This window comes from Alkalicoccobacillus murimartini (assembly GCF_030813245.1).
Lineage (GTDB): Bacteria > Bacillota > Bacilli > Bacillales > Bacillaceae_D > Alkalicoccobacillus > Alkalicoccobacillus murimartini.
Map to the genome: position 1 here is coordinate 13,070 of NZ_JAUSUA010000008.1, position 13,478 is coordinate 26,547.

General features: G+C 37.2%; 14 protein-coding genes. 11 read left to right on the plus strand and 3 right to left on the minus strand.

Going from position 1 to position 13,478, the window contains the following annotated elements:
• Positions 1-100: 100 nt before the first annotated feature.
• The 8 genes from J2S05_RS18850 to J2S05_RS18885 all read left to right on the plus strand — a co-directional run bounded on the left by J2S05_RS18850 (position 101) and on the right by J2S05_RS18885 (position 9,249).
• Positions 101-1,069: an ABC transporter ATP-binding protein gene (locus J2S05_RS18850; RefSeq protein ID WP_306985583.1), complete on the plus strand. Its 969-nt coding sequence runs from the start codon at positions 101-103 to the stop codon at positions 1,067-1,069.
• A gap of 2 nt (positions 1,070-1,071) precedes the next feature.
• Positions 1,072-2,112 (plus strand): ABC transporter substrate-binding protein, encoded by a 1,041-nt coding sequence (locus J2S05_RS18855; RefSeq protein WP_306985585.1) that lies wholly within the window; start codon positions 1,072-1,074, stop codon positions 2,110-2,112.
• 30 nt (positions 2,113-2,142) lie between these two features.
• Entirely contained in the window at positions 2,143-3,798 is a 1,656-nt protein-coding gene (locus J2S05_RS18860; RefSeq protein WP_306985587.1) for an ABC transporter permease, read from the plus strand.
• Positions 3,795-4,880, plus strand: coding sequence for an MBL fold metallo-hydrolase (locus J2S05_RS18865; RefSeq protein WP_306985589.1), 1,086 nt, complete (start codon positions 3,795-3,797; stop codon positions 4,878-4,880). Before J2S05_RS18860 ends, J2S05_RS18865 begins: the two co-directional genes overlap by 4 nt.
• Positions 4,867-5,661: a hypothetical protein gene (locus tag J2S05_RS18870; RefSeq protein WP_306985592.1), complete on the plus strand. Its 795-nt coding sequence runs from the start codon at positions 4,867-4,869 to the stop codon at positions 5,659-5,661. The genes J2S05_RS18865 and J2S05_RS18870 overlap by 14 nt, the downstream gene beginning before the upstream one ends.
• Before the next feature lie 210 nt (positions 5,662-5,871).
• The gene (locus J2S05_RS18875; protein WP_306985594.1) at positions 5,872-6,429 is read left to right on the plus strand and encodes a recombinase family protein; all 558 of its coding nucleotides are present in this window, start codon (positions 5,872-5,874) and stop codon (positions 6,427-6,429) included.
• Positions 6,430-6,552: 123 nt separating this feature from the next.
• Positions 6,553-7,272: a hypothetical protein gene (locus tag J2S05_RS18880; protein ID WP_306985596.1), complete on the plus strand. Its 720-nt coding sequence runs from the start codon at positions 6,553-6,555 to the stop codon at positions 7,270-7,272.
• A 384-nt stretch (positions 7,273-7,656) separates the two neighbouring features.
• On the plus strand, positions 7,657-9,249 hold the full coding sequence (locus J2S05_RS18885; protein ID WP_306985598.1) for a DUF262 domain-containing protein: 1,593 nt from the start codon (positions 7,657-7,659) through the stop codon (positions 9,247-9,249).
• A 207-nt stretch (positions 9,250-9,456) separates the two neighbouring features.
• Here J2S05_RS18885 and J2S05_RS18890 read toward each other — a convergent pair whose 3' ends face one another.
• From J2S05_RS18890 to J2S05_RS18900, 3 genes are all read right to left on the minus strand, one after another.
• Positions 9,457-9,582 carry a hypothetical protein gene (locus J2S05_RS18890; RefSeq protein ID WP_306985600.1) on the minus strand — a complete coding sequence of 42 codons (126 nt, stop codon included), beginning with the start codon at positions 9,580-9,582 and terminating at the stop codon, positions 9,457-9,459.
• Positions 9,583-10,089: 507 nt separating this feature from the next.
• The gene (locus J2S05_RS18895) at positions 10,090-10,221 is read right to left on the minus strand and encodes a hypothetical protein (RefSeq protein ID WP_306985601.1); all 132 of its coding nucleotides are present in this window, start codon (positions 10,219-10,221) and stop codon (positions 10,090-10,092) included.
• A 689-nt stretch (positions 10,222-10,910) separates the two neighbouring features.
• Positions 10,911-11,195, minus strand: coding sequence for a hypothetical protein (locus J2S05_RS18900; RefSeq protein ID WP_306985603.1), 285 nt, complete (start codon positions 11,193-11,195; stop codon positions 10,911-10,913).
• A 22-nt stretch (positions 11,196-11,217) separates the two neighbouring features.
• Here J2S05_RS18900 and J2S05_RS18905 point away from each other — a divergent pair, with 22 nt between their 5' ends.
• The 3 genes from J2S05_RS18905 to J2S05_RS18915 all read left to right on the plus strand — a co-directional run bounded on the left by J2S05_RS18905 (position 11,218) and on the right by J2S05_RS18915 (position 13,473).
• Entirely contained in the window at positions 11,218-11,442 is a 225-nt protein-coding gene (locus J2S05_RS18905; RefSeq protein ID WP_306985605.1) for a hypothetical protein, read from the plus strand.
• A gap of 241 nt (positions 11,443-11,683) precedes the next feature.
• The gene (locus tag J2S05_RS18910) at positions 11,684-12,580 is read left to right on the plus strand and encodes a carbohydrate ABC transporter permease (protein ID WP_306985607.1); all 897 of its coding nucleotides are present in this window, start codon (positions 11,684-11,686) and stop codon (positions 12,578-12,580) included.
• A gap of 17 nt (positions 12,581-12,597) precedes the next feature.
• Entirely contained in the window at positions 12,598-13,473 is an 876-nt protein-coding gene (locus J2S05_RS18915; protein ID WP_306985609.1) for a carbohydrate ABC transporter permease, read from the plus strand.
• Positions 13,474-13,478: the final 5 nt, after the last annotated feature.

The window sequence follows — 13,478 nt, forward strand, 5'->3', positions numbered from 1 at the left end:
TATCAGATTCTTTTTAACGAATTGTTAACAGTTCGTTAATCCTTTCTAAATACTAATTCCCTACACTTAGAGACGAAGAGAAAAACGAGGAGAGGGTAACATGATCATTCGCTTAGAAGGCATTGAGAAGACATTTGGTCAGGTACAAGCTGTGAAACCAATCAATCTCACCATTAAAGACACCTTTGTCACGATACTCGGTCAATCTGGTTGTGGGAAAACTACTTTATTGAAAATGCTAGCAGGGCTATCGGAACCAACAGCTGGAGACATCTATTTTGATGACCGGGTGATTTTTTCAAAGGAAAAGAAGATTAACGTTAAACCAAACAAACGAGAGATTGCGATGGTGTTTCAGGATTTTGGATTGTGGCCACACATGAGTGTCTTTGAGAATATTGCATTCGGTCTTCGCGGAAAAGTATCAAGGAGTGAACGAGCCGATTTGGCACGTGAGGCTCTAACAAAAGTGAAGCTGGAAGCAAAAGCGAACATGAAGCCCGGTGATTTGTCTGGTGGCCAGCAACAGCGTGTTGCGTTGGCTCGAGCCATCGCCGTTCAGCCAAAGCTCATTCTCTTCGATGAAGCACTTAGTGCACTGGATGCTGTCTTGCGGGATCAAATGCGCGAAGAGATTCTAACGATCGTTCAATCAATTGGAGCACAAGGGATCTTTGTTACACACGATCAGACAGAGGCCATGGCTATGTCTGACAGCATGATTGTGATGGATTCAGGAGAGGTTGTTCAAACCGGCTCACCCGAAGACATTTATCACACGCCTGCTAATTCGTTTGTTGCAAACTTTATTGGCAAAACGAATTGGCTAGAGGGCCAAGAAAAAATGATTCGCCCAGAGAACGTGTCGATGCATCCGCGTAAACACACGACCCTCCGCTCTGGAGTTGTCGTAAAAAGTATGTATGAAGGAGATCGTTACGTCATTTTTGTTAATACGCATGAACAGCTGTGGAAGTTTTATGACAACAAACCCCATCAAGAGGGATCTACAATCAAGCTTTATATAGAGGAAAATCACATACATTCACTAATGAAACGGGAGGCATAATCATGAAAAAAATGAATCTATTAACCGTCGCAGGTGTTTCGGCATCTATCTTACTACTAGGTGCTTGTGGAGCTGATGCTGGTGCGACTGAAAACACAACAAATACTAAAACCGAGACAACATCATCTGAAACACCTGCAACACCAGAGACCTTAACTGTATACTCTGCGGGCCCAGAAGGACTAGCTGAAAATATTCAAGAAGCGTTTGAAGAAGAGACAGGCATTAAGGTCGAGATGTTCCAAAGTACCACAGGAAAAATTCTCTCTCGCTTAGAAGCAGAATCCAATAATCCCATCGCTGATGTTGTTGTTCTTGCATCCATTCCATCTATGGAAGGCTTGAAATCAGAAGAGAAATTACAACCTTATGAGCCGGAAAATGCCGATAGTATGAACCCCGAGTGGAATGATTCCGATCATTATTACTACGGATATAGTGCCTCTGCTCTTGGTGTTGCCTATAACACCAATCAAGTGGATTCCCTAAATGCTGATTGGAATGAATTTGCTGAATCCGAATGGCAAGGCCGTGTAACCATGCCTGATCCTACTTCTTCTGGATCAGCGGTCGACTTTCTTTATGGCCTAACCGATGCTGATGAGAAAGGCTGGGACATCATCCAAGGCTGGATGGACAATGATTTGTTGATTGCCGGAGCAAACAAGGAGTCATTAGATGCCGTGATCACAGGAGATAAAGACGTTGTAGTCGCTGCCGTTGATTACATGACCTACAAAGCGAAAGAAAGTGGCGAACCTGTTGATATTTATTATCCAGAAAGCGGTACAGTAATTAGTCCACGCGCAGCAGGTATTGTAGCTGACTCTAGTAACATTGATGCAGCCAAAGCGTATATGGATTTCCTACTATCTGATACAGCTCAAGAGCTTGTTGCTGATGCATACATTCTTCCAGGTAACGAGGATATTGAATTAAGTAACCGTGCAGCTCTTGCTGATATCCCAACTCTTCCATTTGAATTTGACGGAATTGAAGATAAGCAAATTGAAACGTTAAATACCTTTTTATCAATGGATTAATGCGTTAAGAAACCTATTGGAGGAATACATGTGATTGTACGCAGGCATGCCCCATTTACAGTGCTGCTTCTAATATTGAGTCTCTTAGCAGTAGCACCACTTATTTCAGTCCTCATCTACACATTTGTGGACGAGGGCTCCCTATCATTTGAATCGATGCGTTTTGTTCTTTCAACTAATAGCATCATTCAAACGATGCAGAACTCTCTATTACTTGGCGTCTATGTGATCGCAGCTACCACTTGTATTGCCCTGCCACTCGCCATCATCCGAACAAAAACCGCTCTAGTTAAAAGCAATTGGCTGGATATTGTCTTTGTTATTCCTTTTATGACCCCTCCATATATCGGTTCCATGGGGTGGATTTTATTTATGCAAAACAACGGCTATTATGAGCAGATCTTTGGGGGAAAAGCTCCCTTCACCTTCTTTAATGTCGCTGGCATGGTATTCGTCATGAGTATGCATCTCTATCCATTTTTGTATCTGATGCTGAAGAATGCCTTGATGAGAATCAACGGCTCTTTCCTGGATGCAACCTTAATCTATGGAGGCAATCCCGTCTTAAACTGGATTCGTGTCGTATTACCATTACTCATCTCAAGCTATGTCATAGCAAGTCTTCTCGTCTTCATTAAGACATTAGGTGAATTTGGCACACCTGCCACATTTGGAAAACGAATTGGCTATGACGTGTTAACTACGGACATTCATGCGTATCTCTCACGCTGGCCGATCAATATCTCTGCGGCTACGAGCTTATCCTTAGTTTTACTTAGTATTTGTATGGTGATTTGGTATCTGCAAAATATCATCAGTCGAAAATATTCGTATGGCATACATTCTGGGAAGTCAGGATCCACAGTGAATCCAAACGATTCTCTACTCATTCGAGTGCTCTCCAGTGGTTATGTGTTCATCATTCTCGGCCTGTCGATTGGTGTACCGTACTTCTCGATTATTGTCACGTCTCTACTTAAAATACGAGGAGACGGGTTAAATCTAACTAACCTGACATTCAGTCACTACGCCGATTTGTTTACCATCGGCTCATCCAGCTTCACGGCATTGATGAATAGCATTAACTTTGCCTTTATCGCCTCAACAATCGCTGCGGTGATCGGTTTCAGTGCCGCACTCTTTATACGCGCGGGGCAAAAGAAATCACAACAGCTTGTCGATTTCACTAGTATTCTATCTAATATCATTCCGGGTATTGTCTTTGTTGTTGGTCTGATCCTGTTCTGGAATACACCGTGGTTTCCAACGACGATCTACAACACAACCTGGATGCCGATTCTAACGTACATTGTCTTGTTCCTGCCGTACTCCGTGCAGTATACAAAGTCTGCCCTGTCCCAGCTTCATTCGTCCATTCATCAATCGAATGCGGTCTTTGCCCAGAATGAGTGGCTCATTCTCATCAGAGTCTGGTTGCCCCTATTAGGTCAAGGCATCTTAGCTGGTTGGGTTATGACATTCATTATTTCCATGCGTGAACTTGTTGGTTCCTTACTTATTCTTCCGCCGTCCGTTGAAACAAGTGCAACATTCATTTATAGCCAGTTTGAACAAGGAGATGTCGCAAAAGGAATGGCCATGGCCGTTGTCACGGTGCTCTTAACCATTCTATGTATCTTCATCATTGAAACCTTGCAACGAAGAGCCTTACGAACTAAGACATGATCGATGTAACCATTCTCGGAGGCGTAAAAGAATACGGTCGGAATTGCTTTATCCTAACCGACCGCACAACCAACACACGCATTATGCTCGACTGCGGCGTACGCAATGGAACACCTGAAGTCTATCCAGATATCACCGAAGACATCGCTCAATCAATTCAAGCCGTCTTTATCTCTCATACACATAATGATCATATTGGAGCTTTGCCCTTGCTCGTGGAAAAAGGCTTCAAAGGAGATGTCTGGATGTCTGAAGCAAGTATCCAGCAACTAGCTACGATCCTACCACTCTGGCGTCAGAAGTATCCAGTCGCTCCATTGGATCATTTGCAGTTTCGATCTTTTGCTAAGCAGACACGTGCCAAGCGACTTGTCATCACCAAAAACCTAAGCATCACCTGGGGCTATAGCGGACATATGCTAGGAAGCATTTGGTACATCATTCATGTGAACCAGCAAGATATCTTCTTCTCTGGAGATCTAGCGCTGACCTCTCCCCTTTTGGTCACGGACACACCTGTCATACGTTCCTTTGACCTGGCGTTGATTGATAGCGGGCATGCGACTTACACCATGCCCTACAAAAAAAGTATCAAAAACATCCTAGCTCTACTCGCTGACCCATTAGAAAAATATCTCATTCCAATCACGATCTCTGGAAAAGCCTGTGATCTCTTATTCACTCTGTATCAGCTACTTCCTGATCGTACTTTTTTTATCGATCGACCGTTACACGAGCATCTGTACAGCTACCTGCAGCATCCCGAAAACCTACGTCATGAGCGAATTCTGGAACTAGAAGCTATGCTGAGCAGTGATCGCCTGCAGATAGCTAAAAACAAGAAGCAACCAGGTATTTATCTATTAAAAGGAAAAGCATCCGACGGTACAGTCATTCAAACAGGGATCTATAAAAATGAACACTCTCCCTTTTACAAATCTCACCCGGATCGCGAAGATCTCCAAGTACTTGTCCGACAGATCGATGCTAGAAACACGATTTTCTTCCACAGCAAAGAACGAGATTTAGAACTCATTCTAAAAAACCAACCCTTGGAGGACGTATCTCATGAAAAAAACTAGTATTGTAGCCGCCTTAACATTTGCTTTTCTTACAAGTACAGCCCATCCCGCTCAAGCCGAAAGTCCAATTGACCCAGGCTATGAAGTGAAATTCAACCTCGATCTTGATGCCTTCTCCGATCACGAGGACATCGTTAACGCATTTGACGCCACACATGATGAAGACGTAAAAGTCTATTACTTTGATACAGCCGACCAAACCTTCCGTGATCAAGGATACATTCACCGCCTACGCGTCTACGCAAGTGATAAGAAAACAAACATCACCTATAAAAAGGTCTTCCCAGGCGTATCCGTAGAAGACGCCATCGCAGAAGCAACAGCCAAAGGCTTTCACAATGACATGTCCAACTACAAATTCGAAAACGACCGCAAAGAAGGCACCGATACCTTCTCCATCAGCCGTAAAGAAACATTTAAACAGAACAAAAAACTAACCTTTGATGGCATTAATGTCGACTACGCGGTCAACCTTTTCAAAGATGAAGCTCCTAAGAAATATAGAAATTGGGACAATGAAGACTGGTACCAAAACACATTAAGTCAAACCATTCCATATGGTCCTGCTCTAGCGCAAACATATGAAGGCCAGTACTTAGGCATCGATGCAGATGTAGAAATCTGGACATACAAAGGGGATACGATTGCCGAGATCTCAACAAAGGTTAATGAGAAGGAACTAGCTGATTCGATTGAAGAGAGCTGGTTGAATGGATTAATAGAAGCTGAGTGGTTGAGTGAGGAGCAGGTTTCGAAGACGGGGTTTGTGATGGATAAGTAATATTAAGAATGGTGTCTCCTTATAGAGACACCTTCTTTTTTTAGCATCCTATTATAGTTTTTTGATTACTCCTATTTGCAAATTAGATATATGATCATCTCCGGTGTCAAAACTATTAAGAATTGACACCGACAATTCACTCGCATAGAATTAAGGTTTATAAGGTGTCTAAACTTAGTGACATAAATAGAGTGATTTTGAGGTGTGAAATTGACTAAATATGGATATGCCCGAGTGAGTACAGTCTCTCAAGATTTGGAAGTGCAACTGAATCGATTAAAAGAAGAAGGCTGCGAGAAGATTTATTCCGAAAAATTTACAGGAACGAAAAAAGAACGACCGGAATTCCTGAAACTTCTTGAAGAGTTAAAAGAAGGAGATACAATGGTCGTTACAAAGTTAGATCGTTTTGCTCGATCGACTGTTGACGCAATTCAAACTGTTCGGACACTTTTTGATAAGGGTGTACGAGTTCATATCCTAAATATGGGGATTGTTGAGGATACAGTTACTGGAAGACTGATTTTTAATATCATGAGTTCATTTGCTGAGTTCGAAAGAGATATGATCGTGGAACGGACCCAGGAAGGAAAAATAATTGCAAGGCAGCGGCCGGATTTTCGGGAGGGGCGACCAAGGAAGCATTCAAAGCATCAAGTGCTTCATGCTTTGAAATTGTTGGAGACATGTACATATAAGCAGGTTGAAGAGATGACCGGAATTCAAAAGCGAACTTTAATTAGAAGAAAGAATGAATTATTAGAATGATAGATAAGAACCTTAATAAATCAATATGAATTATTATTTTAAATTGGCAGCGTCTATGTATATTTCATAGTAATATTACTATATATAGAAATTCAGTTATAAAAATTTATTAAGTTAGGAGAGATGATAGTTATTACAGTTATATTAGGGTATGCTACTAATCAATTTTCAATTATTCTATCAGATCGTAGACTTAATTTCGGGGAAAATCAAGAATATGGGTATGATGATTCAAAAACTAAGCTTGTTCCTTATAATTCAGGAGGATGGACGTCAGGAGCTGGATATGCTGACTTTATAGATCTTTTTCAAGATAACCTTAATTATACTAATATTAGAGATACCGATGATATGATAAACGTGTATCAAGAAGCATATAATAAATCTGTTTTTTCTGAGCCGAATATGAAAAAACATATAAATAGAAGCTCATTAATGTCCTCTTGGGTTGGTGGTAATGAGAACGGAGAAATTTTAATGCGATTAGGTGGTTTTTGTTACGATATAGGAGAAAATAAATTGTTTCTTGCTAACCATGGAAATATAATTATTTTTTATCCTGGAGAATTTCTAGATGACAAAGAAAAGGTCTTTGTATTTGAAGAGAAGTTTAACCTAGAAATAGGGTATGAACATAGTTTAGTCGATACTATTTTATATATGTTATTACTTTTTAGAGAAATAAAAGATGAATCAAAATTTGTAAGTGAAGAGTGTGACATAGGCGTATTATTCTTAAGTGAAGAAAATGAGCAAATTTTGGGACGATTTGAAGGTCGAGTAAATGAAATGATCGAAGAAGTTAAAAAGGGAAATCTAATAAAATATTCAACTGATGACTGATATCAAGAGATTCACTTGCTAATTAATAATTAGATCTTAAATAAAACTGACGTAAGATACTTCGTTGGTTTTATTTTTTTATAGAGTGATTAAAAACTTTATGTTTTAAACTGCAGAAACTACTCTTATTTGTTAATTAGGACTATTAATCTTTTTAAACACCTGATTAGCACAATAATATAATTCTACCAAGACTAACTCCTACTCTTTCGTAATTGAGAAACAATCGTCCACAAATTGATATTTACGGTCTGTAGTGAAAATTAGGATTACCCACTGGGAAATTAACAGTAGTAAAGTTTCTAGTAAATATTAAAAATACTATTTAAATTACTTTATTAGGTATATAATTAGGTCTAAATGTTCTATTTAATGGAGGTTGTAATGAGTTATAAAAATGATCCTAAACCAGAAGTACTAAGAATCGAAGAATTAGTAATAAACGTTAAAAGTGGAGATATTAAATTACCTAAGTTTCAAAGACCTTTTGTATGGAAAAAAGAAAATATATTGGCTTTATTGGATAGCATTTATAACCGATATCCTATAGGGAGCATTTTACTTTGGTTAACTAAAGAAAAGTTGGCAAGTGAAAGAAGAATTGGAGATTTAGAAATAAATGAAAGGCCTGAAGAATATCCCACCAATTATTTACTAGATGGTCAACAAAGATTGTCTACTCTATGTGGTGCTCTATATTGGGATGGGGTTAATCAAAAAAGTATGTGGAATATATCTTTCGATCTAGATAAAGAAACCTTTTTATATCCTGATGGTGAGGATAAATTCGAATATTTTCCTCTAAATAAACTGCTAGGTACTTTCGATTTTATTAATCAATTAAAAAAATTCGAAGGACACGATAAAAAGGAAAAATACGAAAAAAATGCTGGAAGATTATTAGAAGCTATAAAAAATTATAAAGTTGCTGCAGTTATTATAGGTAATATGTCTGTAAATGAAGTCGCACCCATATTTGAACGTATTAATAGCACAGGTAGAAGGCTTACTATGGTTGATTTGATGAGAGCAGCGACATGGAGTGGTGAATTCGATCTTAGTAATAGTATTGATACTATTAGAGAATCTCTTTCAACTAAGAATTTCGAGGGCGTTCCAGAAATAGAAATTTTAAGAAATATCTCTACAGTTAATGGATATGGCATGAATAGAGATGATATTAACAAATTAAGGAACTTAGATTCAAAAACACTCGAAGAATCTTCTAAAATGTGTAAATTAGCTTATGAAAGAGCTGTAGATTTTATGACTAGAGAGTTGCCAATTACATCTAGTGTATACCTTCCATATTCACTGCAGTTAACTTTTTTAGTTGAATTTTTTAATGTCTGTCCAAATCCAACAATAATGCAGCGTGAAGAATTAAAAAAATGGTTTTGGAAAGTGGCTTTAAGTAAATATTTTGCTTCGTTTAATACAGCTCAAATCACATTAGATCTAAAGAATATAAGAGATTTTGGTTTAAACAAAATTAATCAACTTACTATCACTAAACCTGTAGATTATAAAAATTTCAGTAGTGAGAACTTTAGGTTAAATAAAGCAAGTAGTAAAACATTTGGATTACTTTTAGCACATAATCAACCTTTGAGCTTACTTGATGGAAGTAGAATAAATACTAATAAAGCTCTGGCAGTTGTAAACCGTCATGAATATCATCACATCTTTCCCAAAGCTTTCTTAAAAAGTTCAGGTATTAAAGAAATGGATACACACGCAAATATATGTCTTTTGAATATGGGTAATAATCGAACAATATCTGATTCCAGACCCTCTATATATCTAAAAAATCTAAGAGGAATTTTAGGTAACAAGTTTACTGAAGTTCTTGATAGTAACTTTATTAATGAAGAAGCTTATAATGCAGCAATATCAGAGGATTACAATGAATTTATTAAGATTAGAAAGCAACTATTAATAACTAAAGCTAAAGGATTAGTGGGTGATAGAGTTTAGATTTATTGAAGGACAATGAAATATGTATTTCATTGTCCTTTAATTTATTAATATAGTTAAGTATTACTTAATACTGAACAGTAAAAATTAAACTAATCATTGAACTTTAATAGTGGATAAGTTTATATTGAAGCGCAAAATTAACTTTTACAACTAATTAATAAAACCGATGAACTAAAGAACGCCGGTTTTATTAAATAGACCAATTCAATGATTCTTAGTTTTGTGGTTGTTCAATGTTTTTGCTGCTTTGCTTTTCTGTTTGGAACTAGTTTTGGGATTTGATAATGCTTTGCCTGCGGCACCTACTTTTCCTCCAGAATGCTTTGTCATTAGGGCACCTCCTCTACTATCTAAATAGAATAGAACGTTCATTCCCATTATACCCAATTAATCAGATTATTTAAATAATTGATTTCGTTGAATTCGATTAATTTTTTCAAAGCCTTTCGGTCACTCGCAAGAAAGTGGAATTGAGATTTGAGTTGTTAACCCTGATTACTTATATCAAGGGGGAAGTTTAATTATTTTGGGGTTACGTTAAATCAAATCCAATATCCAAAAAGGAAATAGATAAGTGAAAGCATGTATGTAGAATATCCAAGTGATCAGTATTTACGAGGAGATCGATAATTATTAGATTTATAAGTGCACGTGTGTATTTGTATATTATGATTGATAAATTTAGATATAGAGTATAAACTAAAGGTATTCAGGAATACTTAAAAAGACCTGTCCATGTGCTACTAACACAGAGACAGGCGTAAAATAAGTATTCAACTCAAAGGTTGGCGCATGTATTTTTACAATAGCCCTTATTCGAGTCTTCAGCTCTAAGGGCTATTTGGTGTTTCTAACGATATAAAGCACGACAGTCACAGCAATAGCTATAACGGCAACAAAAACACCGGCTATTGCTATAAAGTTGGCCAGTTGTTGATTGGCCAAAGAATGCGCTTCATAAATCGTCAAGGCAAACACCTCCTTTCATAGAGGTGTCGCCGCCCTTCGAGCTGTTCTATTTTATCTTTATGCTAATTATAGCATAAATGAATAGATTCATAATGAGTGTAATAGACTTATCATATTTGTAGAATAGTATGGTAAGTGAAATTAATGACAAAGTGGCCAAACAAGCCTCTTACACAATTAATTCCCACCTCGTGACAAATAGACCACACTCCATACTGTCTATATTAATGGATTAATGGATTTATTTTTATAAAAAAGATGAGGGTGATGATGCTACTGATTGTTGCGCTTATCACCACAATCGCTAGTAGATCGTAAGGATTGCAAAGCTACCTTTGAGTAAAACTTAGAAAAGATGTCTCATTGTTTTTTCGAGAGTCGGTGTAATGAATTGCATTTACCGCTGATATGGGTACCACTCTGCTTGTGACAGCGAACGGCCTACGTCTATTAATGCTTAAAGAGTAAAACAAAAGTTGAAGTTACTAAAGAACCGAGTTACTAACGTTAATCTAATGTAAGAGGGTTAACTATATGTTTACTAATATAATAGGAAATAAAGAAGACACAAAAGGCAGACTCCACTGTCTCATTAGATAGATATATCTTTTATTTATCTGAAGAATTAAAAAGACGTTATGTAATTGCCAATTACATAACGTCTTTTTAATTAAACGAAAATAAAAATTTTATTCTCCAATCGTATCTCCTACCTCACTATCTACTACTTCTAGGTCTTCAGGTACTTGAAATAATGTTTCATCAAAGTCAGGATTTAATTCATATTCAAATACAGTATCTCCAGCTGTTACTGCTGAATCAAGGTTTTGCTCTTCTGACTCGGAACTCATACTAATTTCACTCTTAACTTCAAAGAACGTTTCTTTATCAAACCAATACTCTCCTATACCCTTCTCTACCTCTGACTGGGAACAGGTCTTTTTACCAAGAGTGACTCCAGCTGAATCAGACAATCCTCATCAAAAGTTTGGTCATTTGAATCATCATCAATTAACAAATGAGTTACTCGATTTTTATGCGTATGATTCGTATCCTAACTTTGGATTTGTCTTTCCAGAAGGCGGCGAGGATCCGCTTTTTGATCGCAAATGGAGCTGGAACCTTAGTACCGTAAGAGATATTAGTAGTCAGTTTGCTATATTCGAACAGCAGAGTGGGCCTTATGGAGTTATGATACTTACAAAGGTCAAAGCTGTGTAATGATGCATTCTACGCTTAAGTATTAAGAGAAAAAGAATAGAAATAAGCCAGGTAAAAATCATATGATTTTTACCTGGCTTATTTTACTATGATTCGCTTGATGTTTTAGAGATTATATAATAACAAGCATTTAACCATATTCTCAACGTATAAATCCATATCTTATATGCGAGATAATAAGATAAAATACCACTAATGAAAGCGCATACAATTTAGCTGGTTTTATAAGGAGGGGTGGGTATTGACTGGTAGAAAGAAAAGAAGAAATAATCAGACGCTGATATTCTATTTGTTTATTTCACCTTGGTTGTTTGGTTTTTTAGTGCTAGCGGCCGGGCCAATGATTTATTCTTTATACATGTCATTTACTGATTGGCAGATCTTTGGTGGGGCTGAATGGATAGGTTTAGAAAACTATGAGAATTTACTCTTTAATGACCCGCTATTCTGGAAAACGCTCTGGAATACTTTTTATTTTACTTTTTTTGGAGTACCACTAAGTTTAGTATTTGGATACTTACTAGCTGTCTTATTAAATCAAAAAGTGAAATTTATGGGAGTGTTTCGGACGATTTTTTATCTACCTTCTATTGTTCCAGCTGTAGCAAGCTCTTTATTATGGCTTCTCATTTTTCAGCCAGAATTTGGTTTAGCCAATGCGGTTCTTAATTTTTTAAATCTACCTACTTCTAATTGGATACTTAGTGAATCAATGGTTAAACCAGCTTTAATTATCATGGGGTTATGGGGTGTAGGTGGAGGAATGGTTATTTATTTAGCCGGTCTGCAAGGAGTACCTCCAAGCCTATATGAAGCTGCTGAAATTGATGGAGCTGGTAAGTTCAGAAAGTTTTGGAATGTAACCGTTCCTATGACTTCGCACGTTATTTTCTTTAATCTCATAATGGGGATAATTGGATCGTTTCAAGTTTTCACTCAAGCATATGTAATGAGTAATGGTGGACCTAACTACGCATCATTATTTTATGTTCTCTATCTCTATCAGAATGCATTCCAATTCTTTAAGATGGGTTATGCTTCTGCATTAGCGTGGATATTGTTCTTAATTATACTCGTATTTACACTTCTACAGTTTAAATTCTTTGGTAAGAAGGTCTACTATGAGTACGATGATTAATAGAGGGGGTGAGTAGAGTGGAGAAAGCAATAATAAATCCCAATATGAAAACACATAAAAGTTACAAGAAGAGTAGAACGATTGACAGAATAATGATCTACGCGCTTTTAATCGGTTTTTCAATCTTATTTATACTACCGTTTATTTGGTTAGTTAGTACCTCATTAAAGACAGAGTCTCAAGCGATAACATACCCACCATCCATTTTGCCTTCTCCATTTGATTGGGGCAATTACAAAGAGGTTTTCGAACTTGTACCATTTTTAAGGTTTTACATGAATACAATTATCGTTACTGGATTCACAGTCCTTGGGACAATCGTTTCAAGTTCAATAGTAGGTTATGCTTTTGCAAGGATTAAGGGGAGAGGACGGAACTTTTGGTTTGTTATTTTGCTAAGCACTATGATGCTTCCACCTCAAGTGACAATGATTCCCGTTTACCTTATCTTCTCTAATTTAGGTTGGGTAAATACCTTTTTACCTTTAATCATCCCAGCATTCTTTGGTAACGCTTTCTTTATATTCTTATTAAGACAATTCTTTAAAGCCATTCCAAAGGAGCTGGAAGAATCCGCAATCATTGATGGGTGCTCGACATTTGGAGTGTTTTGGCGAATTGTTGTTCCGCTATCTAAGCCCGCTTTATTGACTGTCGGAATTCTATCATTTATGGGGAGCTGGAATGATTTTTTAACACCATTAATCTATCTAAATGATACAAGTAAATATACTCTCGCTTTAGGTATTCAACTATTTAATGGTCAACTCAACATGCAATGGGGCCCTATGATGGCTGCTAGTACGATGGTAATATTGCCTCTTGTTCTTATCTTTTTCTTTGCACAAAAGCACTTTATTGAAGGAATTGCTTTATCAGGTATAAAAGGATAATAAAT